Raw genomic sequence first — 23,724 nt, forward strand, 5'->3', positions numbered from 1 at the left:
GCGGGCGACCAATGGCTAGAGAGATGCAAGGGCGCGTGCCATGCGTCCCAACGCTTCCGCGAGGACTGAGCGCGGACAACCGACGTTGAGGCGGATGAAGCCTTCTCCACCTGGCCCATAGACGCGTCCATCGTACAAGTTGACCCCAGCCCGTTCGACGAAGAATCGATGAACGCCTCCCACTTTTGCGTCTAACCCCCGTGCGTCCAGCCAGATCAGATATGATGCGTCCGGTCGCATGGGCCTGATGCCCGGAAGATCGCTGGCCGCGATGCTCGATACGAGATCGACATTCTCCTGGACATAGGATGTAAGGCCGTCGAGCCACTGATCGCCCGAGCTATATGCGATTTCAAGTGCTAACCGCCCGAAATAATTCGCGTTCAGCATGAACGATGCTTGCATGGCTTGGAACAGCTCCTCGCGGCGTTTCGGGTCCGCAACCGAGAGGGTAGCCGCAGGTACACCGGCCAAGTTGAATGTCTTGGTGGGAGCAGTGCAGATGAAGGATTTCGCTGCCGCGGCGTCGCTGATAGAGGAGTATACCGTGTGGGGGCGGTCGTTTAGTCGAATATCGCAGTGAATGTCGTCGGAGATGACCAGAATGCCATGGCGCTCACACATCGCGTCGAGGCTCTGAAGCTCCTCACGTGTCCAGGCCTTTCCAGCAGGGTTGTGCGGATTGCACAATAAAAATGCGCGGGCACCGCTTGCAGCTTGCCGTTCAAAATCCTCCAGATCGAGCTCGTAGGCGCCGTCCACAAGCCTCAGGCGGTTGATGAGGAGGTTCCTGCCGTTCTCGCGGATGACTTGGAAATATGGGGAATAGACCGGAGCTTGAACGATGACGCCGTCACCGGGCTGCGTAAAGGTGCGTAAAATCACCGCGACTGAGGGCATGATCGCCGGAGCAGGAAGCAGCGTCTCGATATCAACGTTCCAGCCGTGGCGGCGCTCGAACCACGATTTTACGATTTCGTAGTGGTGCGGATCGCGCTTCGTATAGCCATAAATACCATGGTCAACGGCCTCGCGCAGGCGTGCAATCACCGGCTCTGGCGCACGAAAGTCCATGTCGGCCGTCCAAAGCGACACCAGTCCATCGCCCTCGACGCGGGGAGAGAATTCATCCCATTGGTTGGCCCATTTCGCTGACCCGAACTGGCTGCGATCATGAACAACATCAAAGCTCAACTCCGTAGCGGCCAGTTTCCTGGTCGCCGGCACACGTGACTGTATCATCGGCTTAGATTCCTAGTAGTAATGTGTGCGCCAGCCGCGCGATTGAACGGGCGGGACGATCACCTCAGGCCTGAAGCTCAACTGCGGTCTCGACGTCACCAGCCGGCGCGTATTTCGGATTGTCCAGCATCGAGATTTCCTATGATTTGTGACCGCGCGCGAGATGACGTTCCACGGACATGGAATACCGAGACATCCCAAAGCAGAAGATCCAGTAGACAACCGCGGCGAATAGGTAGCCGGTTGACGAGATCGTTGGCCCCGCCCAGGTCGGATCGATGCGGGCCGTTTCAATCGCTCGCAGGAAGTCCGCTATGCCGACAATCGCGACGAGCGTCGTATCCTTGAAAAGTCCTATGAATGTCGAAACGATGCCGGGAATCACGATCGCGAGCGCTTGAGGCAGGATGATGAGCCGCATGATCGTGAAGTAGCCGAGGCCCAGAGCCTGAGCGCCTTCGTATTGCCCACTGGGGATAGCCTGCAGGCCGGCACGCACCACCTCGGCCATGTAAGCCGCGGAGAAGAGGGCAGTGCCGATCATCGGGCGCAAAAGCCTGTCCGGCGTAAGCGCCTCAGGCACGAAGAGGGGCATCATGAAGTTCGCCATGAAGAGCACGGTGATAAACGGTACGCCTCGGACAACCTCGATATAGAAGACGCAAACGGCTTTGACGATAGGGAGTTCGGAACGTCTGCCGAGCGCGAGAACGATACCAAATGGCAGCGAAAACACGATCCCTATGACGGACATCAAGAGGGTGATCATCATCCCGCCCCAGAGGGTGGTGTCTATGACCGGTAGGCCAATCGTTGCCACGCCACGAAGCAGCGCAAACGCCACAATGGGATAGATTCCGAAAAACAGCAGTGCTGCCATGTTCCGACGCGGGGCATTCCGCCATAGGAGCCAACCGATCAAGGAAGCACCAACCACCTGCGTTAAGTCGACGCGCCAGCGCTCGGTTGCTGGATATGCTCCATAGCGAAGATAGTTCAGTTTAGCGCCGATAAAGGACCAGCATGCACCGTCGGGATTGATGCGACAGGCTTCGCTGTCACCGCTCCACACCGCCTTAAACAACGCAAAGCTCAGGAATTGCGAAACGAGCCACACCGCCAGACCGGTGAAGCACACGGTCAACAGGCAGGAAAAGGGACTTGAGAACAGGTTCTTTCGTGTCCAAGTCACGAGGCCGGGCTGGATGTCGCCCGGAGGCGGGACAGCAGGCAGATATTCATGCTGATATGGAGCCGGTGCATGAAGAGTTTCGTTCATCTCATCTCTCCACGAGCGCGAAACGCTGATTGAAGCCGTTCATGGCGGCCGATGTGATCAAGGAGATGACGAGATAGACTGCGAGCGTTATGGCCATCACCTGGACCGCCGCTCCCGTTTGGTTGAGCACCGATCCTGCGAAGACCTGAACGAGGTCGGGATAACCGATGAAAACAGCGAGCGACGAGTTCTTGATCAAATTCAGATATTGACTGGTCAGAGGCGGGATGATGATCCGCAAAGCTTGCGGGACCACAACGAGGCGCAACGTTTTGCCGTTCGAGAAACCGAGTGCGTGGGCTGCTTCTGTCTGCCCCCTGGAAACGGCCTGAATGCCGCCACGGACGATCTCGGCGATGAATGACGCGGTGTAGACAGAAAGACCGATCAGGAGAGCCGCGAACTCGGGATAGATTTGCAGGCCGCCGCGGAAATTGAAACCCTTCAATTCCGGATAGATGAAGGTCCAGGGGTTGCCCACCACCAGAGAAGCAAGCAGGGGCAGCCCGATAAGGGCGATTAGGGTGACGAGTAAGATCGGAAGCTGCTTGCCCGTTCGCTTCTGGACCGTCCGAGTGTAGGCTCCAAATGCGACAGCCACAGCCACCGCGGCAACAACTGCCACACCGATCCAGCCGGCCCCTGCCTGAAGCTCAACCGCCGGCATTATTATTCCGCGGTTGTTGAGGTAGATTCCCCCTGGAAGGGAGATCGATGCCTTTGGAGCAGGCAGCGGCTTGAGGACTGCATTGTACCAGAACAGAAGTTGAAGCAGCAGCGGGACATTGCGGATGACTTCGACATATGAGGCCGCGACCTTGGCTGCTATCCAGTTGGCGGAAAGGCGAGAAATACCGACGAGGAAGCCGATGACCGTGGCAAGCATGATACCGATTGCGCTGACCAGGAGCGTATTGGCAACACCCACCCAAAAAGCCTGGCCGTACGTCGATAAGCTGTCGTATGGGATCAGCGTCTGATTGATCTGGAAGCCTGACGTCTGCTTCCAGAAATCAAAGGTAAGAGGAATGCCGCGCTGTTTCATGTTGGAAACAGTTTGGGTTGCAACCCCGGCGATGATCACTGCAAGGCTCACAGCCAATGCGGTTTGATAAGCGATCCCGCGAAGCTTTTTGTCATAGAACGAGAAGTTCCTGCGCACCTGCGTAGGCTGAGAGATGGCAACCATTCGTTCCTCCAACTATGAAGAGGCCGCCGCTCCTCGTGGCGGCCTCGTGGATCAACGGATGGGGGGTGCGTACTGAAGGCCACCGGCGTTCCAGAGCGCATTCACGCCACGTTCTATCTTTAAGGGAGATTCCTTGCCGATCGAACGCTCGAAAATCTCGGAATAGTTGCCGACCTGCTTGATGATGTCCTGAGACCAGGTTTCTCCGAGCCCGACGTCCTTGCCGAAGCTTCCTTCGACGCCCAGGAGGCGGCGAATGTTCGGATCGTCGGAATGCTTCATTTCGTCGATATTCTTCGAGGTGACGCCGAATTCTTCGGCAGCCAGCATAACATTGAGCGTCCACTTGGCGACGTTCAGCCACTGGTCGTCACCCTGGCGGACTGCCGGACCCAGCGGCTCCTTCGAAATGATTTCAGGGAGCACAACATTCTCTTCGGGCTTCGCCATACGAATGCGCGCAGCGTTCAAGCTCGATGTGTCTGCGGAAAAAACGTCGCAACGCCCTTCTTCGTAGGCCTTGATAACAGCCTCTTCATCCGCAAAACCGACGGCACTGTAGCTCATGCCGTTGGTGCGGAAATAGTCGGCAAGGTTCAACTCGGCAGTAGTCCCCTGCGAAACGCAAATCGAAGCACCATCCAGATTCTTAGCAGACTGTATTTTCTCGGACTTGCGAACCATAAAGCCTTGGCCGTCGTAGAAATAAGTGCCGGCAAAGATGATACCAAGGGAGGTGTCGCGCGAGGATGTCCAGGTCGCATTATGGGCCAGGATGTCGATCTCACCGGACTGGAGCGCAGTAAATCGATCCTTGGCGTTGAGCGGTATGAACTTGACCTTCGTGGCATCGCCGAGGACGCCAGCGGCCACAGCACGGCAGTAGTCGACGACGAAGCCTGTCCATTTCCCATCGTTGTCAGGGACGCTGAAACCCGCCGTTGCCGGATTTGTCCCACATGTGAGCACACCTTTTGCCTTAACGTCGTCCAATGTCCCCGCCCAGACGGGGCATGCATGGGCGGCGATTGCTGCGCCGAAAACTGTAGCCAGTAATTTTCGCATTGAATGATCCCCTTTTTTAATTCTGTAAAAGAGGGTGGCTCGCTGGCGGCTAATCGTCAAATTGATTGTCGTCATCAACTTTATGAATGAAATTCATTCGGTGCCGCGGCCGTAATTTCCTCGCATCCATATCTAACGCCGGGCACACAGCCGGATGATGACGCTTGGATGCTTGTCGACGCTCCTCATCGCGCGACGATATTGTTTGCCAGTATGAGTTCGTTTTTTCGGATTTGAGCGGCGTGGTACAATTCGGTTATCAATCGACGCAGCCAGAGTGTTCCCTGATCGGCAGACATCTGCCGATGAGTGACGAGGTTCGTGCTGACTGAGGGAATGGGAATAGGCGGCGACAGGAGTGTCACCTCGCTTGCTTCATCAAGCATTTGAAAAATGCCGTCGCCACAATGCGTGATCAAGTCGGTCCCTCTGAGCACCCAGGGCATCACCAAGTAGTTCGAAATGGTTGCAACGACCTTTCGCCTAAGGCCACGCTCTTTGAGTGCCCCATCCGCCAACCCCTCAGAAAGACCATCGGCGGAAATTTGAAGGTGAGAGGCTGTAAGGTAATCTTCCAAACTCAACGGAACCTTGGCGATTTGGCTGCCACTCCAAACGGCACACAGCATCCTGTCCTGTCCAAGCTCGGTTTTTGTCAGGTTGGGGTCGTCTTTCAGACTTGCGCCCGTCAAAGTGCAGTCGACCTGGCGGAAATAATCTGCGCTTTCGGCTTCGGCGCGGTTCGCAGGGATGACATTCAGGGTGGCGTGTGGCGCCTGTCTGGAGAATTCCCGGATGAGACCCGGGAGGAAAATCATCGCATGATAGTCGGTGAGCCCCACGCGGAACTTTCGTTCGGTCGTTGCCGGGTCGAACAGTTTATATCGTCCGATCGACGTGCGAATTTTTCCGAGGGCATCAGATATGCCCCCGATAAGCTCTAATGCGCGCGGCGTTGGCCTCATCAATCCGCCGTCGCGGGTAAAAAGCTCGTCCTTGAAAATGATGCGAAGCTTGGCGAGCGAGTGACTGACCGCGGATTGGGTCCGGCCCAGATGATCGGCAGCGCTCGTCACGCTCCGCTCTTGCATCAGGACATCGAATACGCGCAGAAGATTGAGATCAACGTCGTCAGAAGACATTCCAGACTCCATGAAACTGCCTCATGGCTTCCATCGAAGCATTTCGTCTCGCGCATGACAATCGTCGGGTGCGGGACGTCGATATCTCATAGCGAGTTCGATGGCACTGAACGCTGAAGGGATAGGCTTCCACGAAGCCATCCTTCATGGGCACTTAGCCTTGAGACGGGTGGTTAACATGTTGTCGGCATGATGATATATCAGATGACCGCGCCGGATGCGGCACGCACATAAGATATATCAGTGGCATTGGACTCCAGCATGCAGACGTCACAGAGCCATCTAGCTTATCTCGCGCTCGAGCATCTGATCGTCACGCTGGCGCTGAAGCCCGGGGCGCTGGTTACCGAAAAACAGCTAATCGATATGGCGGGCCATGGGCGTACGCCGGTGCGCGAGGCGATCCAGAAGCTTGCCTGGCAGGGGCTGATCCTGGTGAAGCCGCGCGTCGGGCTGCAGGTGGCCGAGATCGCGCCGGAGGACCATGGCAATGTCATGCAGGTGCGCCGCGAGCTGGAGCCGATCGCAGCTAGCCTCGTTGCCAAACATGCAACCGACGAGCAGCGTGAACGCCTCATCGACTGCGCGCGTGCGATGGAGGAATGCGCCGTCACCGGCGATCTCGCCGGCTTCTTCGCCGCCGACAAGGCTTTCGACGAAATCCTTGAGGAGGCCTGCCCGAACGGCTTCATCATGGCAGCGCTCGGCCCGGTGCAGACGCATTCACGTCGCCTCTGGTATTCGACGGCAAGCCCGGAGCGCATGGATCGCGCCATCGCGCTGCATGTCGCCGTCATCCGCGCCATCCATCAGGGCAATCAGGATGAGGCGCGCGCCGCGATGGCGGTGCTGATCGACTATCTCGCCCAGACATAGAAACGGCCCCGTTTCCGGAGCCGCTGTCAGATCTGATTGTCGGAAAACGTCAGCCGACGAAAGCGCGTTCGATGACGAATTCGGCGGGCTTGCTGTTGGCGCCTTCATCGAGGCCGGCCTTTTCGAGCAGTTCCTTGGTATCCTTCAGCATCGCCGAGGAACCGCAGATCATGCCACGGTCGATCACCGGGTCGAGCGGCGGCACGCCGAGATCGGTAAACAGCTTGCCGGAGGAGATCAGGTCGGTGATGCGGCCGCGATATTCGAAATCCTCGCGCGTGACCGTCGGATAATGCCGCAGCTTGTCGCCGACGACTTCCTTCAGCAACTCGTCGTTCTGGATCTCGTGCACCAGGTCGAAGCCGTATTTCAGCTCGGCGACATCGCGTGTCGTGTGGGTGAGGATGACTTCCTCGAACTTCTCATAAGTCTCTGGATCGCGGATCAGGCTGGCGAAAGGCGCAATGCCCGTTCCCGTCGAGAACATGTAGAGACGGCGGCCGGGGGTCAGCGCATCGAGCACCAGCGTGCCGGTGGGCTTCTTGCGCATCAGTACCTGGTCGCCCGGCTTGATCGCCTGCAGATGCGAGGTGAGCGGGCCGTCCGGCACCTTGATCGAGAAGAATTCAAGCTCTTCGGCCCAGGCTGGGCTGGCGATCGAATAGGCGCGGAAAACCGGCTTGCCCTCGACCATCAGGCCGATCATCGCGAATTCGCCGGAACGGAAACGGAAGCCCTGCGGCCGGGTCATCGTGAAGCGGAAGAGCCGGTCGGTATAGTGGGTGACATCGAGCACCGTCTCGGCATAGACGCCGGCGGGGATGGACAAGGCGAAGTCTTCGGTCTTTGCAGGCGCGTTCATTGCGGTAGCGGATCCCGTATTCGTCGGATGAACTGTCGGATGCGAGCGAGATATTACAAATCGCGCCCGAATTAAAGGTATTCCATTCCACGCACCACTCCTGAAGGGAAATATGCATGCCATTGTCAGGATTCAATGGCTCGCGGGCAATGTCGTATTTCCCGCTGGCGAAGCCCGGCAAAGGATGCATATTAGGGCGGCGCGCCTGATATCGATGCCGGTTTTCGGCAAAAACGGTGCGACAACAAAGACCTACGGCGTCGGGACCCGATTCAGCAAGAGGGGTCCGGTGATAGTTGGCGAAAAAAGATGCTTGCCGGGGCGAGCGCGATAGGGCGGTCGGGGGAATATGAAGATTTTCAAGTACAAGCGTGTTCCTTACGCGGAGATGCGCGCCTTTTCCGTCCATATCCTGACGGCCTCCGGCTCCTTCCTTGCCTTTCTCGGCGTCGTTGCCGCCGCTGAGCACCGCTTCATCGACATGTTCTGGTGGCTGGGCCTTGCCCTTCTCGTCGACGGCATAGACGGGCCGATCGCCCGCAAGGTGCGCGTCAAGGAAGTGCTGCCGAACTGGTCTGGCGATACGCTCGACAATATCATCGACTACGTCACCTATGTGCTGCTGCCGGCTTTCGCGCTCTATCAGAGCGGCATGATCGGCGAGCCCTGGTCCTTCGTCGCCGCCGGCATGATCGTCATCTCAAGCGCCATTTACTATGCCGATATGGGCATGAAGACCGAGGAGTACTTCTTCTCCGGCTTCCCTGTCGTCTGGAACATGATCGTTTTCACGCTGTTCGTCATCGATGCCAGCGCGACGACGGCGCTCGCCGTCGTCATCGTTTCGGTGGTGCTGACCTTCCTGCCGATCAATTTCCTGCACCCGGTCCGCGTCAAAAGGCTGCGCCCGCTCAATCTCGGCGTCTTCTTCCTGTGGTCGGCGCTGGGCATCTTTTCGCTGCTGATGCACTTCGACACACCCGAATGGGCGCTCATTCTCTTCATCGTGACCGGGCTCTATCTTTACGTCATCGGTGCGGTGCTGCAATTCTTCCCCGCTCTCGGACGCGAAGCATAGGACAAGCCAGATGACCAAAACGCAGGCGGTTTCATTCTCGAGGACGGGCGGGCCGGAGGTTTTCGATTATGTCGAGCTCGATCTTGCGCCGCCCGCGGCTGGTGAGGTGCAGATCCGGCAGGCCGCCGTCGGCCTCAATTTCATCGACGTCTATTTCCGCAACGGCTCCTACAAGGTGCCGCATCTACCTTTCGTCACCGGCAAGGAGGGCGCCGGCACCGTGACATCGGTCGGCCCCGGCGTTACCGATTTCAAGCTCGGTGACCGTGTCGCCTATGCCAGCGCCGACGGCGCCTATAGCGCCGAGCGCAATATCGAGACCCGCCATCTGGTGCATGTGCCTGACGGCATCGAGCTCGAAACGGCGGCGGCGATGATGTTGAAGGGCATGACTGCCGAATATCTGCTGAACCGCACCTTCAAGGTCGGCCCTGAGACAGTGCTGTTGTTTCATGCCGCAGCAGGCGGTGTCGGGCTGATAGCCGGCCAATGGGCAAAGGCGCTCGGCGCCACCGTCATCGGCACGGCGGGCTCCGAAGACAAGGTCCAGCTGGCGCTCACCCATGGCTATGATCATGTGATCAACTACAAGAGCGAGGACTTCGCCGTCCGCGTCCGCGAGATCACCGCCGGCAAAGGCGTCGATGTCGTCTATGATTCGATCGGCCGGGATACTTTTCCACAGTCGCTCGATTGCCTGAAGCCGCGCGGCCTTTTTGCCTCCTTCGGCCAATCCTCCGGGCCGATCGAGAATTTCACCCTGGCGATGCTGGCGCAGAAGGGGTCGCTGTTTGCGACGCGGCCGACGCTCTTCACCTACATCGCCGCGCGCCAGGAATTGATCGACAGTGCAAAGGCGCTATTTGATGTTGTGCAAAGCAACAAAGTGCGTATCAATATCAATCAAACCTATCCGTTACGTGAGGTTGGGCAGGCTCACGCGGATCTGGAAACAAGAAAAACAACAGGAACGACGCTGCTGATTCCATGAGATCCGAACGGACCGGTTGGCAGAAGAAATGAGGGGAACGTGTCGCCATTGAATGTGCCGGAGTCCGGTGCGTTATTATCCGTCCAGAAGCTGACGAAGTTCTTCGGTGGCTTTGCAGCCTGCAATGAAATCGATCTCGATATCGCGCCGGGCGAAATTCATGCGCTTCTCGGCGAAAATGGCGCCGGCAAATCCACCCTGGTAAAGATGCTGTTCGGCGTGCTGGAGCCGACGGACGGGCATATCCTCTGGCAGGGCAAGCAGGTCTCGATCACCTCGCCGGGTGAGGCCCGCAAGCTCGGCATCGGCATGGTCTTCCAGCATTTTTCGCTGTTCGAGGCGCTGACGGTTGCTGAAAACATCGCGCTCTCGCTCGATGACGCCATACCGATCGACAGGATCGCCGAGGAGGCGAGGGCACTGTCGCAAGCTTACGGCCTGCCGCTCGACCCGCATGCCCATGTAGCCGATCTCTCGGTCGGCGAGCGCCAGCGCATCGAGATCGTCCGTGCGCTGCTGCAGAACCCGAAGCTGATCATTCTCGATGAGCCGACCTCGGTGCTGACGCCGCAGGAGGCCGACAGGCTGTTCGAGACGCTGTTCAAGCTGCGCGCCGAGGGCCGTTCGGTTCTCTATATCAGCCACCGCCTGGAAGAGGTGCAGCGTATCTGCGACCGCGCCACCGTGCTGCGCCATGGCCGCGTCACCGGTGCCTGCGATCCGAAGCAGGAAACGCCCGCCTCGCTCGCCCGCATGATGGTTGGCAGCGAGGTGGCGACTGTCACCCATCCGGAGCGCAGCGACAAGGGCGAGGTGCAGCTTGCCGTTGCCAACCTTTCCGTCGCCGCCCGCACGCCTTTCGCCATGCCGCTGCGTGACGTCTCGATGACGGTCCGCGCTGGCGAAATCCTCGCCATTGCCGGTGTCGCCGGCAACGGCCAGAGTGAACTCTTCGACGCACTGTCCGGCGAATATCCAGTCGCTTCGGCACAAGCGATCATCATCCGTAAAAAGCCGGTCGGCACCCAGGGCATCACCGCTCGCCGCCTGCTCGGCGCCGGCTTCGTGCCGGAGGAGCGTCACGGCCATGCCGCCGTTTCCGCCATGAAACTGTCGGACAATCTGGTGCTCGCCCGCAGCCAGTCGGACCGCAAGGCGTTTCTCGGCCTGCTCGGCATCATCCGCCATGGAGCGGTGAAATCTGCCGCGCGGCGGATTTCCGAGGCCATGGATGTCCGCAAGAGCGGCGATGATCCGGCCGCCGGCTCCTTGTCCGGCGGAAATCTGCAAAAGTTCATCGTCGGCCGCGAGCTCGACCGCCAGCCGGCGGTGCTCGTCGTCAACCAGCCGACCTGGGGCGTCGATGCGGGTGCTGCTAGCCGCATCCGCCAGGCATTGGTCGATCTGGCCAGAAGCGGTTCGGCGGTTGTCGTCATCAGCCAGGATCTCGACGAGATCTTCGAAGTGGCGACCGATATCGCCGTCATCTGCGAAGGCCGCCTTTCCAGCCCGGCTGCGGCCGGCGAGCTGACGCGCGAAAAGATCGGCCTGCTGATGGGTGGCCTGCACCAGAGCGGCAATGCCCCGGAGGCGCGCCATGCGCATTGAAGAGGCGCCCCATGCGCATTGAAGAGGCGCCCCATGCGCATTGAAGAGGCAGCCCATGCGCATTGAACTCGAAAAACGCCCCGACATCTCGAAGCTCTACGCTTTCGTCTCGCCGCTGCTGGCCCTTGTGCTGACTCTGATCTTCGGCGCCATCATGTTCGCAATGCTCGGCAAGGACCCTGTGGAGGCGCTGAACGCCTTCTTCGTCGAGCCGCTGCTCGAGGTCTGGTCGCTGCACGAACTGGCGATCAAGGCAGCACCCCTCATCCTGATCGCCGTCGGCCTGGCCGTCTGCTATCGCTCGAACAACTGGAATATCGGCGCCGAAGGCCAGTTCACCATCGGCGCCATCACCGGCTCCTATCTGCCGATCGTCTTTTACGATTGGCATTCGCCGCTGGTGCCGCCGCTGATGCTCATCCTCGGTGCGCTCGGCGGTGCGCTTTTCGCCGCCATTCCGGCGCTGCTGAAAGCGCATTTCAACACCAATGAGATCCTGACATCGCTGATGCTGGTTTATATCGCCCAGCTCTTCCTCGATTGGCTCATTCGCGGCGCCTGGCGCGATCCGAAGGGCTTCAACTTCCCGGTCTCGCGCGATTTCGCCCCTGAGGCGGTGCTGCCGGCGATCTGGGAAGAATCGGGCCGGGCGCATTGGGCCTTTATCTTCGCCATAGTCGCGGCCATCGGCGTCTGGTTCATGCTGCGTTATACGCTGAAAGGCTTCGAGATCGTCGTGCTCGGCCAATCGGAGCGGGCAGGGCGCTTTGCCGGCTTCTCGTCGAAGAAGATGATCTGGTTCAGCTTTCTGTTTTCGGGCGCTCTTGCCGGCCTTGCCGGGATAGCCGAGGTCTCCGGCTCGATCGGCCACCTGCAGCCGGCGATCTCGCCGGGCTACGGCTTCACCGCCATCATCGTCGCCTTTCTCGGCCGCCTCAATCCGCTCGGCATCATCGCCTCCGGCCTGGTGCTGGCGCTGACCTATCTCGGCGGCGAGGCGGCACAGCTGTCGCTCGGGGTCTCCGACAAGGTCACCCGCGTCTTCCAGGGGCTGTTGCTGTTCTTCGTGCTGTCCTGCGATACGCTGATCTATTACAAAATCCGCATTGTCTGGTCGCGGCTAAGGGGCGAGGCGGCATGAGCATCTTCGAAGCCATTCTGCTGACGGTCATCACCGCCTCGACGCCGCTCGTCATCGCCGCCCTCGGCGAACTCGTCACCGAGCGTTCCGGCGTGCTCAATCTCGGCGTCGAAGGCATGATGATCATGGGCGCGGTTGCCGCTTTTGCCGGCGCGCAAATGTCGGGCTCGCCCTATGTCGGCATCGTCTGCGGCATTGCGGCAGGCGCGCTTTTCTCTCTTCTCTTCGCCTTCCTGACGCTGACCCTGGTGGCAAACCAGGTGGCGACGGGATTGGCGCTCACCCTTCTCGGCCTCGGCGCCTCCGGCATGCTTGGCGAGGCCTATGTCAGCGTGCCCGGCATCCGGCTGGGAGAGATCGTTATCCCGGGCCTGTCGGATATTCCGGTCATTGGCCACGTTCTCTTCAGGCAGGATCTGGTCTTCTACCTGTCGATTGCGCTTGTCGTCGGTGTCAGCTGGTTCCTGTTCCGCAGCCGCGCCGGGCTGAAGCTGAGAGCGATCGGCGACAGTCACGGTTCGGCCCATGCGCTCGGCATTCAGGTTATCCGCACGCGATATCTGGCGGTGATGTTCGGCGGCGCCTGCGCCGGTCTTGCCGGCGCCCAACTGTCGCTTGTCTACACCCCGCAATGGGCGGAGAACATGTCGGCCGGCCGCGGCTGGATCACGCTGGCGCTGGTGGTGTTCGCCTCCTGGCGGCCGTGGCGGGTTTTTGCCGGCGGCTATCTCTTCGGCGCGGTCACCATCCTGCAGCTGCACGCGCAGGCATTCGGTCTCGGCATTCCCTCGCAGTTCCTCTCGATGCTGCCCTATGCCGCGACTATTGTGGTTCTCATCATCATTTCCCATAATCGGCGCACGACGTTGATCAATACGCCCGCCTCGCTCGGAAAAGCCTTCGTGCCGGAGCGATAAGGCAAGAACACAAAGACGGGTTCCGCAATAACTTCAAACCAACAGGGGTCACCATGAAGAAGTTCGCATTCACACTCGCCGCCTCGGCCGCCGCCGTGATCGGCATCTCGTCCGCCGCAGAGGCTGCTGATAAGACCAAGGTCTGCTTCGTCTATGTCGGTTCGCACACCGATGGCGGCTATTCGCAAGCCCACGATCTCGGCCGCCAGCAGGTCCAGGCCGAGTTCGGCGACAAGATCGACACGCCTTACCTCGAAAACGTACCGGAAGGCCCGGATGCCGAGCGCGCCATCGAGCGCCTTGCCCGTTCCGGCTGCAAGCTGATCTTCACGACGTCCTTCGGCTTCATGGATGCGACCGTCAAGGTCGCCGCCAAGTTCCCGAAGGTCAAGTTCGAGCACGGCACCGGCTACAAGTCCGGCCCCAACCTCGCCACCTACAATTCGCGTTTCTATGAAGGCCGCTACATCCTAGGCCAGATTGCCGCGAAGACCTCGAAGAACCACGGCGCCGCCTACATCGCCTCCTTCCCGATTCCCGAAGTGGTGATGGGCATCAATTCGTTTGAGCAAGGCGCCAAGTCGGTCGATCCGAGCTTCAAGCTGAAGGTCATCTGGGTCAACACCTGGTTCGACCCGGGCAAGGAAGCCGACGCCGCCAAGGCGATGGTCGACCAGGGCGTCGACGTCTTGACCCAGCACACCGATACGACGGCGCCGATGCAGGTTGCCGAAGAACGCGGCATCCACGCCTTCGGTCAGGCGTCCGATATGATCGCAGCCGGTCCCAAGGCGCAGATGACGGCGATTGTCGACACCTGGGGCACCTACTACTCCAAGCGCATCCATGCGCTTCTGGACGGCACCTGGAAGTCCGAGCAGAGCTGGGACGGTCTCAAGGACGGCATCTTGAAGATGGCGCCCTACACCAACATGCCCGACGACGTGAAGAAGATGGCAGAGGAAACCGAAGCCAAGATCAAGTCAGGTGAACTGCATCCCTTCACCGGCCCGATCAACAAGCAGGACGGCACACCCTGGCTGAAGGCCGGCGAAAAGGCCGATGATGGCACGCTGCTCGGCATGAACTTCTATGTCGAAGGAGTCGACGACAAGCTGCCGGCGCAATAAGTCGCCTTCAATTCGCAGTTGCGAAGAGCGCCCCTTGTGGGTGCTCTTTTTTTGCTGCAGTGCATGCCAAGATTCCGATTTACAAAAGTAATACTATATGATTTTTTGACCCTGCGCCGCGAGATGCGGCTTGGGAGGAAATCATGAAATTGAAGACTGCACTTTTGAGTGCCACGATTCTTGCTGCCTGCATGTTCGGTTCGGCTTCGGCCGGCGGACTGACCGTCGGCTTCTCGCAGATCGGCTCGGAATCGGGCTGGCGTGCGGCTGAAACGACCGTTACCAAGGAGCAGGCCAAGAAGCGCGGCATCGATCTGAAGTTTGCCGATGCACAGCAGAAGCAGGAAAACCAGATCAAGGCTTTGCGCTCCTTCATTGCTCAGGGCGTCGATGCCATTCTCATTGCGCCGGTCGTTGAAACCGGCTGGGACGACGTTCTCAAGGAAGCCAAGGAAGCCAAGATTCCGGTCATCCTTCTCGACCGCACCATCAAGGCTCCGGACGATCTCTACCTGACGGCTGTGACCTCCGACCTGGTCCATGAAGGCAAGGTCGCAGGCGACTTCCTGGTCAAGACTGTCGGCGACAAGAAGTGCAACGTCGTCGAGCTGCAGGGCACGACCGGTTCGTCGCCGGCCATCGCCCGCAAGAAGGGCTTCGAAGAGGCTCTCGCCGGTCACGACAATCTCAAGATCGTTCGCAGCCAGACCGGTGACTTCACCCGCACCAAGGGCAAGGAAGTCATGGAAAGCTTCCTGAAGGCCGAGAATGGCGGCAAGGACATCTGCGCACTCTACGCCCATAATGACGACATGGCCGTCGGCGCCATCCAGGCGATCAAGGAAGCCGGCCTGAAGCCAGGCAAGGATATCCTCGTCGTCTCCATCGATGCCGTTCCCGATATCTTCAAGGCGATGTCCGAAGGTGAAAGCAATGCCACGGTCGAGCTGACGCCGAACATGGCAGGCCCGGCCTTCGATGCCCTCGATGCCTACCTGAAGGACAAGAAGGCTCCGGCGAAGTGGATCCAGACCGAGTCCAAGCTCTACACCCCTGCCGACGAGCCGATGAAGGTCTACGAACAGAAGAAGGGTCAGGGCTACTGATCTGATTTGACACCGCTGCATAATCCCTGAATCGGGATCGATTTGAGGGTAGAATTATGCAGCATTCAAAGCGCTGCAGCGTCACGCGCCTGAAAAGTCGCCTGACGCTGTAGAACCGCACCGGCCCGTCATGGACCGGTGCGGAACTGCCTTGCCGCCTTGGGACCTCATGTCCGGCCGCGGCGCGGCCTTTGCGGTCAATATCAGGAAAACAGACCCTTATGACTGACGATTTCGAGAACGTTCTCGCGGCTTCCGGAATATCGAAATTTTTTCCCGGCGCAGTGGCGTTGGACAAGGTCGATTTCACGCTGCGCAAGGGCGAAGTGCACGCGCTGCTTGGTGAGAATGGCGCCGGCAAATCGACGCTGATCAAGTGCATCACCGGCGCCTATCATCGTGACGAGGGCAGTCTGACGCTCGACGGCCATGAAATCAATCCGGCCAATACACTCGCCGCCCAGAAGCTTGGCATCGGCACCGTCTACCAGGAGGTCAACCTCCTTACCAATCTGAGCGTCGCCGAAAACCTGTTTCTCGGACGCCAGCCAAGGCGTTTCGGCATGACCGACGTGCGCGCGATGAACCGCAAGGCGCGCGACCTGCTGACCGGCTACGGCGTCGATATCGACGTCACCGCCGAGCTTGGCCGTTTTTCCGTCGCTGTCCAGCAAGTGGTTGCCATCGCCCGCGCCGTCGATCTTTCCGGTAAGGTGCTGATATTGGACGAGCCGACGGCAAGCCTCGACAACCAAGAAGTGGCGCTGCTCTTCCGCATCATCGAGGACCTGAAGAAGCGCGGTCTGGGCATCGTCTTCATCACCCATTTTCTCGAGCAGGTCTATGCGATCAGCGACCGCATCACCGTGCTGCGCAACGGCAAGCTCGTCGGCACCCGCGACGCCGCCGATCTGCCGCGCCAGGGCCTGATTGCCATGATGCTCGGCCGCGAACTGGCTCATGTCGAGGAGACGGTCAGGGAACGCAGCGTTGCGGCCGGCGAAGTCCGATATCGTTTTGCAGGCTACGGCAAACGCGGCAAGGTCAAGCCCTTCGATCTCGACGTGCGCGCCGGTGAGGTGGTCGGCATTGCCGGGTTGCTAGGTTCCGGCCGCACCGAAACCGCCGAACTGCTCTTCGGCATCGAACATGCCGATAGCGGCAGCGCCACGATCGACGGTCAGCCGGTGGCGCTTTCGAGCCCGCGCGCCGCAATCGAAAAAGGTTTTGGCTTCTGCCCCGAGGACCGCAAGACCGACGGCATCGTCGGCGACCTGTCGATCCGGGAGAACATTGCCTTAGCGCTGCAGGCCCGCCGCGGCTGGACGCGGCCGCTGTCGCGCGCCGAGCAGAATGCGCTTGCCGATCGCTATATCAAGGCGCTCGACATTCGCACCACCGATCGCGAAAAACCGATTCGGCTGCTCTCCGGCGGCAATCAGCAGAAGGCGATCCTCGCCCGCTGGCTGGCGACCAATCCCAAGTTTCTGATCCTCGACGAGCCGACCCGCGGCATCGATGTCGGCGCTCATGCCGAGATCATCAAGCTCATCGAACAGCTCTGCGCCGAGGGCATGTCGCTGATCGTGATTTCCTCGGAACTTGAAGAACTTGTCGCCTATAGTTCACGTGTCATCGTACTTCGCGACAGGCAGCATATCGCCGAACTGACAGGCGAGCGCATCACCGCCGCCGGTATCGTCGATGCCATCGCCGCCGCCGAGCACAAGACGGAGCATGCATGAAGTCCTCGCTGAAGACGCTGGCATATCGCCTGGCGCCGCAATTAATCGCGCTCGTTGTCATTCTTCTATTGAATTTCATAACGTCACCGCAGTTTTTTAATGTTGTGGTTCAAAATGGCCGCCTCTATGGCAGCCTGATCGACGTCCTGAACCGCGGCGCGCCGGTGGCGCTGTTGGCGATCGGCATGACGCTGGTGATTGCCACCAAGGGCATTGATCTATCGGTCGGAGCCGTCGTCGCCATCTGCGGCGCCGTCGCCGCCTCGTCGATTGTCGCTGGAAATTCAGTTGCCTACACCGTCATCCTGACGCTTGCGATCGGCATTGCCTGCGGCGTCTGGAACGGTTTCCTCGTGGCAGTCCTCAATATCCAGCCGATCATCGCCACGCTGGTGCTGATGGTCGCCGGCCGTGGCATCGCCCAGCTCATCACCGAAGGCGCTATCCTGACCTTCAACGATGACGGCCTGACCTTCTTCGGCAGCGGTTCCATGGCCCTGCTGCCGATGCCTGTTGTCATCTGGCTGCTCGTCGGCCTGCTCGTCATCCTGCTCGTCCGCCGCACGGCGCTCGGCATGCTGATCGAGGCCGTCGGCATCAATCGCCGCGCCAGCACGCTCTCCGGCATCCAAACGCCGGTACTGCTGATGGCGGTCTACATGCTGAGCGGGCTCTGCGCATCGATTGCAGGCATCATCGTCGCCGCCGACATCAAGGGCGCCGACGCCAACAATGCCGGCCTCTGGCTGGAACTCGACGCCATCCTCGCCGTCGTCGTCGGCGGCAATTCGCTGCTCGGCGGCCGCTTCAGCATTCTCGGATCGCTGATCGGCGCGATGATCATCCAGGCGGTGAATACCGGCATTCTGTCCTCTGGATTCCCGCCTGAATTCAACCTGATCATCAAGGCCGTCATCATTATCGTCATCCTCGTCATCCAGTCGCCGGCGGTGCAATCGCTCGCCATCTTCGCCAGCCGCCGGCAGAGCGGCAGGGAGCAGCCGAAATGAACTCCAAATACCTGCCGCTGCTTGCGACCATCGTCATTTTCGTGCTCGCTTATGCCGGTTGCACGCTGCAATATCCGAACATGCTGTCGACGCGCGTCATCGGCAATCTCCTGACCGACAACGCCTTTCTCGGCATCGCCGCCGTCGGCATGACCTTCGTCATCATCTCGGGCGGCATCGATCTGTCGATCGGGTCGGTCATCGCCTTCACCGGCGTCTTCCTTGCGGTGATCCTGCAGAAGACCTCGATCCATCCGCTGCTCGCCTTCGCGCTTGTGCTCGTCATCACGACCGCCTTCGGCGCGGTCATGGGCGCAATCATCCACTATCTCGAAATGCCGGCCTTCATCGTCACGCTCGCCGGCATGTTCCTGGCGCGCGGCATGGCCTTCGTGCTCTCGATCGACAGCATTCCGATCGATCATGAATATTATTCGACGCTGACCAGCCTCTATTATCGTCTGCCTGGAGGCGGCCGGCTGACGCTGATCGGCGGCATCATGCTTCTGGTCTTTGCCGTCGGCATTTTCATCGCCCAGCGCACCCGTTTCGGCACCAATGTCTATGCACTCGGCGGCGGCCCGCAGACGGCGCGGTTGATGGGTGTGCCGGTCGGCCGCACAACAATCCAGATTTATGCGCTGTCCGGCTTTCTGGCAGGCCTTTCCGGGATCGTTTTTTCGCTGTACACCTCTGCCGGATATTCTCTTGCAGCAGTCGGCGTCGAACTCGATGCCATTGCGGCCGTCGTCATCGGGGGGACGCTGCTGACCGGAGGAGCGGGATTCGTGGCGGGAACCTTGATCGGTATCCTGATCCAGGGGCTCATTCAGACCTACATCACCTTCGACGGCACGCTGTCGAGCTGGTGGACCAAGATCCTGATTGGCCTTTTGCTTTTTGCATTCATCCTGATGCAGAAAGCCATCCTGTTCGTTTCCAGTCTGAACAAGAGGTACGCCTGAGGGGAGAGGGATCGCTTGCGCAACAAATTGGACGAGACCCGCAAGACGGGGCGCAGAGCCCGGACGAGCCACGCGCAGGTGGTCGACGAACTCGGCAAGGGTATCGTCGCCGGCACCTATCCTGTCGGCTCGATCCTGCCTGGCGACACCGAACTGGCGCAACGCTTCAAGGTGTCCCGTACCGTCTTGCGTGAGACGATGAAGACGCTTGCCGCCAAGGGCATGGTCGTCGCCAAGGCGCGGGTCGGCACGCGTGTGACCGAGAAGAACCTCTGGAACATGTTCGACAGCGAAATCATCGCCTGGCACTTCGACAATGGTGTGACGGAAGAGTTCCTGCTACAGCTCTACGATATTCGTCTCGCCTTTGAACCCTTCGCCGCCGGTCTTGTCGCCGAACGGGCGAATGCAGAGGATATCGAGACGCTGCGCGGACTGGCGCTCGAGATGGCGGCGAGCGGCCACACTGCCGACAGCCTGGCACTTGCCGACCTTAACTTTCACCTGGCACTCGCCGAGGCCTCGCACAATCCTTTCATGCGCACCTTGGGCAGCCTCATCGAAGCGGCCCTCGTCGGCATGTTCCGCATGAGCACGCCGCCATCCGAAAACGGTTTTGCCAATATCGCCGACACCCATATGCGCATCGTCGACGCGATCGTTTCCGGCGACGGCCTGGCTGCGCGCCGAGCCATGGAACTCGTCATCCTGGATGGCCGCCATCATGTGCACGAGGCCTTCGCTGCCCGCGGTGCGGAGACCGTCATAGTGCCGATTTCTGCCGAAATTTCACACCTGTAGAGACTTTGCTTATCTGAGAGCGCCGCGCGTCTTTTTCGGGCGCGCAAGGGATGTGCAAGACCTTCAATCCACGAAGCCTGCTTTCCGAAAATCGATTCCGATTTCAGAAATTATGCAGTATGAGGCATCAAAGCCGCCTCATGGCACGGATTCGCGGAGCACATCATGGAACGCACTTGTCTTGCCGTCATCCTTGCCGCCGGTGACAGCACGCGGATGAAATCCTCGAAATCGAAGGTGCTGCATCCGGTCGCCGGCCGGCCGATGATTGCGCATGTGGTCGAGGCAGTCGCCTCCGCCGGCATCTCGTCCGTCGCCCTCGTCGTCGGCCGCGATGCCGAGGACGTGGCAAAGGCCGCAAGCATTGGCGGTGTCGGCATCGAATCCTGCCTGCAGAAGGAACGGCTTGGCACCGGCCACGCGGTATTGGCGGCGCGCGAAGCGATTGCCAAGGGTTACGACGATATCCTCGTCACCTATGGCGACGTGCCGCTGCAGACCGACGGCCCCCTCAAGGCCGCCCGCCAAGGCCTTGCCGACGGCAGCGATATCGTCGTCATCGGCTTCCACACCGACCGCCCGACCGGCTACGGCCGTCTGCTCGTCAAGGACGGCGAACTCATCGCCATCCGCGAGGAGAAGGACGCGACCGATGCCGAGCGTACCGTCACCTGGTGCAACAGCGGGCTGATGGCGATCAACGGCCGCAAGGCGCTCGATCTTCTCTCGCGCATCGGCAACGCCAACGCCAAGGGCGAATTCTATCTGACCGATCTCGTCGAGATCGCCCGTTCGCTCGGCGGACGCGTCACCGCTGTCGATGCCCCTGAAATCGAGATGACCGGCTGCAACACCCGGGCCGAACTCGCTGTCATCGAGCGCTTCTGGCAGGAGCGCCGGCGCCACCAAATGATGCTTTCAGGCGTCACCATGATCGCGCCGGAAACGGTCTTCCTCTCCTACGACACCGTCATCGGCCAGGATGCGCTGATCGAGCCGAATGTGGTCTTCGGTCCCGGCGCGGTGATCGACAGTGGCGCCGTCATCCATGCCTTCTCGCATATCGAAGGCGCTCATGTCAGCCAGGGCGCGACCGTCGGCCCCTTCGCGCGGCTGCGGCCGGGCGCCGATCTCGGCATCGGCGCCAAGGTCGGCAATTTCTGCGAGGTCAAGAATGGTCGGATCGGCGAGGGCGCCAAGGTCAATCACCTGACTTATATCGGCGATGCCGTCATCGGCGCCGGCAGCAATATCGGCGCCGGCACGATCACCTGCAATTATGACGGCGTCAACAAGAGCGAGACGGTGATCGGCGAAAACGCCTTCATCGGCTCCAACTCCTCGCTGGTCGCGCCGGTGACGATCGGCGACGGCGCCTATATCGCCTCCGGCAGCGTCATCACCGTCAATGTGCCGGCCGATGCGCTGGCACTCGGCCGTGCCCGCCAGGAGATCAAGCCCGGCCGCGCAACGCTGCTGCGCGAGCGCGCGCTCGCCATCAAGGCGGCGAAGAAGGCGAAGGCTTGAGCCTGCTTTGCGTAACCGGCGGAAATTGAAAGTGACCGCCGAGGTGATTGAGAAATAAGCGGAAATCGTTAGGACTGGCCTCGTTATCGAAGCCTTATGGGGATGTTTTATGTGCGGCATTGTCGGGATCGTCGGAACTGCGCCTGTTGCCGGGCGCCTGGTCGATGCGCTGAAGCGTCTCGAATATCGCGGTTATGATTCCGCCGGCGTCGCCACCATCCATGAGGGCGTGATGGATCGCCGCCGCGCCGAAGGCAAGCTGTTCAATCTGGAAAAGCGCCTGGACGCCGAACCGCTGCCCGGTGTGGTCGGTATCGCCCATACGCGCTGGGCGACCCACGGCGTTCCGAACGAGACCAATGCCCATCCGCATTTCGTCGAAGGTGTCGCCGTCGTCCACAACGGCATCATCGAGAACTTCTCCGAGTTGCGCGACGAGTTGACGGCGGAGGGTTCGGTCTTCGAAACCCAGACCGATACCGAGGTCGTCGCTCAGCTGATGGCGAAATACCTGCGCGAAGGCCTGGAGCCGCGCGCCGCAATGTTGCAGATGCTGAACCGGCTGACCGGCGCCTATGCGCTTGCCGTCATGCTCAAGGCCGATCCCGGCACGATCATGGCCGCCCGTTCGGGGCCGCCGCTTGCCGTCGGTTATGGCCGCGGCGAGATGTTCCTCGGGTCGGATGCGATCGCACTGTCGCCCTTCACCAACGAGATCACCTATCTCGTCGACGGCGATTGTGCCGTCCTCACCCGCGACGGTGTCGCCGTCATCGATTTTGCCGGCAAGCCGGTCAAGCGCGCCCGGCAGATCTCGCAGGCGACCGCCTATGTCGTCGACAAGGGCAACCATCGCCATTTCATGGAAAAGGAAATCTACGAGCAGCCGGAGGTGATCTCCCACGCGCTCAGCCATTACGTTGATTTCGCCGAGAACACCATCGGCGCCAACGCCGCCGCGATCGACTTCAAGGCGGCGACCGGCCTGGCGATCTCGGCCTGCGGCACCGCCTATCTCGCCGGCCTCGTCGGCAAATACTGGTTCGAGCGTTATGCCCGTCTGCCGGTCGAGATCGACGTCGCCTCCGAATTCCGCTACCGCGAAATGCCGCTGTCGCCATCGCAGGCCGCTCTCTTCATCTCGCAGTCCGGCGAAACCGCCGATACGCTGGCATCGCTGCGCTATTGCCGCGACAACGGCCTGAAGATCGGCGCCGTCGTCAATGTCCGCGAATCGACGATCGCCCGCGAATCCGATGCCGTCTTCCCGATCATGGCCGGCCCCGAAATCGGCGTCGCCTCGACCAAGGCCTTCACCTGCCAGCTTGCCGTGCTGGCATCGCTGGCGATCGGCGCCGGCAAGGCGCGCGGCACTGTGAGTGCCGATGAGGAGAAGACGCTGGTGCGCCATCTCGCCGAAATGCCGCGCATCATGAGTCGCGTGCTGAACCTCATCCAGCCGCAGATGGAAAGCCTGGCGCGGGAGCTGTCGAAGTGCAAGGACGTGCTCTATCTCGGCCGCGGCACCAGCTTCCCGCTTGCTATGGAAGGTGCGCTGAAGCTCAAGGAAATCTCCTATATCCACGCCGAGGGGTATGCCGCCGGCGAATTGAAGCACGGACCGATCGCGCTGATTGACGAGAACATGCCCGTCATCGTCATCGCCCCCTACGACCGCTTCTTCGAAAAGACCGTCTCGAACATGCAGGAGGTCGCAGCCCGCGGCGGCCGCATCATCTTCATCACCGACGAAGCCGGTGCGGCGGCCTCGAAACTGCCGACCATGGCGACAATCACCCTGCCTGTGGTCGACGAAATCATCGCGCCGATGATCTTCTCGCTGCCGATCCAACTGCTCGCCTATCACACCGCCGTCTTCATGGGCACCGATGTCGACCAGCCGCGTAATCTGGCGAAATCCGTAACCGTTGAATAAGCCCGCGACAACCCGATCTTCGCGCCGAAACATATTGTGCGACGCCTCGAATTCTGGCAATTTTGGTCTGCGGACAAGGGGGAAGGGCCGGCGTTCCGGCCTGTCCAGGACTGA

General features: G+C 60.2%; 20 protein-coding genes. 14 read left to right on the forward strand and 6 right to left on the reverse strand.

Going from position 1 to position 23,724, the window contains the following annotated elements; translation table 11 throughout:
- Positions 1–15: 15 nt before the first annotated feature.
- From HJB83_RS21585 to HJB83_RS21605, 5 genes are all read right to left on the reverse strand, one after another.
- Positions 16–1,242 carry a MalY/PatB family protein gene (locus tag HJB83_RS21585; RefSeq protein ID WP_207584197.1) on the reverse strand — a complete coding sequence of 409 codons (1,227 nt, stop codon included), beginning with the start codon at positions 1,240–1,242 and terminating at the stop codon, positions 16–18.
- A 139-nt stretch (positions 1,243–1,381) separates the two neighbouring features.
- On the reverse strand, positions 1,382–2,521 hold the full coding sequence (locus HJB83_RS21590) for an amino acid ABC transporter permease (protein ID WP_221132598.1): 1,140 nt from the start codon (positions 2,519–2,521) through the stop codon (positions 1,382–1,384).
- Between the two features lies 1 nt (position 2,522).
- A complete protein-coding gene (locus HJB83_RS21595; protein ID WP_207584199.1) occupies positions 2,523–3,710 on the reverse strand; it encodes an amino acid ABC transporter permease in 1,188 nt (395 codons plus the stop codon).
- Between the two features lie 51 nt (positions 3,711–3,761).
- Positions 3,762–4,775: an amino acid ABC transporter substrate-binding protein gene (locus tag HJB83_RS21600; RefSeq protein ID WP_207584200.1), complete on the reverse strand. Its 1,014-nt coding sequence runs from the start codon at positions 4,773–4,775 to the stop codon at positions 3,762–3,764.
- Between the two features lie 185 nt (positions 4,776–4,960).
- Positions 4,961–5,917, reverse strand: coding sequence for a LysR family transcriptional regulator (locus HJB83_RS21605; RefSeq protein ID WP_221132599.1), 957 nt, complete (start codon positions 5,915–5,917; stop codon positions 4,961–4,963).
- Positions 5,918–6,178: 261 nt separating this feature from the next.
- On the opposite strand from HJB83_RS21605, the gene HJB83_RS21610 reads away from it, so the two are divergent.
- On the forward strand, positions 6,179–6,793 hold the full coding sequence (locus HJB83_RS21610) for a GntR family transcriptional regulator (protein ID WP_221132600.1): 615 nt from the start codon (positions 6,179–6,181) through the stop codon (positions 6,791–6,793).
- A gap of 49 nt (positions 6,794–6,842) precedes the next feature.
- Here the strand turns inward: HJB83_RS21610 and HJB83_RS21615 are convergent, their stop codons facing one another.
- Positions 6,843–7,655 carry a ferredoxin--NADP reductase gene (locus HJB83_RS21615; RefSeq protein WP_003539571.1) on the reverse strand — a complete coding sequence of 271 codons (813 nt, stop codon included), beginning with the start codon at positions 7,653–7,655 and terminating at the stop codon, positions 6,843–6,845.
- A gap of 349 nt (positions 7,656–8,004) precedes the next feature.
- On the opposite strand from HJB83_RS21615, the gene pcsA reads away from it, so the two are divergent.
- The 13 genes from pcsA to glmS all read left to right on the forward strand — a co-directional run bounded on the left by pcsA (position 8,005) and on the right by glmS (position 23,610).
- The gene (gene pcsA, locus HJB83_RS21620) at positions 8,005–8,733 is read left to right on the forward strand and encodes a phosphatidylcholine synthase (protein WP_207584203.1); all 729 of its coding nucleotides are present in this window, start codon (positions 8,005–8,007) and stop codon (positions 8,731–8,733) included.
- A gap of 10 nt (positions 8,734–8,743) precedes the next feature.
- A complete protein-coding gene (locus HJB83_RS21625) occupies positions 8,744–9,724 on the forward strand; it encodes a quinone oxidoreductase (protein ID WP_221132601.1) in 981 nt (326 codons plus the stop codon).
- A gap of 39 nt (positions 9,725–9,763) precedes the next feature.
- Positions 9,764–11,332, forward strand: coding sequence for an ABC transporter ATP-binding protein (locus tag HJB83_RS21630; protein ID WP_221132602.1), 1,569 nt, complete (start codon positions 9,764–9,766; stop codon positions 11,330–11,332).
- Positions 11,333–11,387: 55 nt separating this feature from the next.
- Positions 11,388–12,473 (forward strand): ABC transporter permease, encoded by a 1,086-nt coding sequence (locus tag HJB83_RS21635; RefSeq protein ID WP_221132603.1) that lies wholly within the window; start codon positions 11,388–11,390, stop codon positions 12,471–12,473.
- On the forward strand, positions 12,470–13,390 hold the full coding sequence (locus HJB83_RS21640) for an ABC transporter permease (RefSeq protein ID WP_207584207.1): 921 nt from the start codon (positions 12,470–12,472) through the stop codon (positions 13,388–13,390). Before HJB83_RS21635 ends, HJB83_RS21640 begins: the two co-directional genes overlap by 4 nt.
- Before the next feature lie 53 nt (positions 13,391–13,443).
- A complete protein-coding gene (locus HJB83_RS21645) occupies positions 13,444–14,520 on the forward strand; it encodes a BMP family ABC transporter substrate-binding protein (protein WP_221115961.1) in 1,077 nt (358 codons plus the stop codon).
- 143 nt (positions 14,521–14,663) lie between these two features.
- Positions 14,664–15,626, forward strand: coding sequence for a galactofuranose ABC transporter, galactofuranose-binding protein YtfQ (gene ytfQ, locus HJB83_RS21650; RefSeq protein WP_207584209.1), 963 nt, complete (start codon positions 14,664–14,666; stop codon positions 15,624–15,626).
- A 221-nt stretch (positions 15,627–15,847) separates the two neighbouring features.
- Positions 15,848–17,371: a galactofuranose ABC transporter, ATP-binding protein YtfR gene (gene ytfR / locus HJB83_RS21655; protein ID WP_207584210.1), complete on the forward strand. Its 1,524-nt coding sequence runs from the start codon at positions 15,848–15,850 to the stop codon at positions 17,369–17,371.
- Entirely contained in the window at positions 17,368–18,381 is a 1,014-nt protein-coding gene (locus HJB83_RS21660; protein ID WP_207584211.1) for an ABC transporter permease, read from the forward strand. The genes ytfR and HJB83_RS21660 overlap by 4 nt, the downstream gene beginning before the upstream one ends.
- Complete coding sequence (gene yjfF / locus HJB83_RS21665; protein ID WP_207584212.1) at positions 18,378–19,346, forward strand: galactofuranose ABC transporter, permease protein YjfF; 969 nt, start codon at positions 18,378–18,380, stop codon at positions 19,344–19,346. The genes HJB83_RS21660 and yjfF overlap by 4 nt, the downstream gene beginning before the upstream one ends.
- 15 nt (positions 19,347–19,361) lie before the next feature.
- Complete coding sequence (locus HJB83_RS21670) at positions 19,362–20,147, forward strand: FadR/GntR family transcriptional regulator (RefSeq protein WP_207584213.1); 786 nt, start codon at positions 19,362–19,364, stop codon at positions 20,145–20,147.
- A 165-nt stretch (positions 20,148–20,312) separates the two neighbouring features.
- Positions 20,313–21,674: a bifunctional UDP-N-acetylglucosamine diphosphorylase/glucosamine-1-phosphate N-acetyltransferase GlmU gene (gene glmU, locus HJB83_RS21675; protein WP_207584214.1), complete on the forward strand. Its 1,362-nt coding sequence runs from the start codon at positions 20,313–20,315 to the stop codon at positions 21,672–21,674.
- 109 nt (positions 21,675–21,783) lie between these two features.
- Entirely contained in the window at positions 21,784–23,610 is a 1,827-nt protein-coding gene (glmS, locus tag HJB83_RS21680; protein ID WP_207584215.1) for a glutamine--fructose-6-phosphate transaminase (isomerizing), read from the forward strand.
- The last annotated feature ends 114 nt before the right edge of the window (positions 23,611–23,724 follow it).

The sequence above is a fragment of the Rhizobium sp. NZLR11 genome (assembly GCF_019685115.1).
Lineage (GTDB): Bacteria > Pseudomonadota > Alphaproteobacteria > Rhizobiales > Rhizobiaceae > Rhizobium.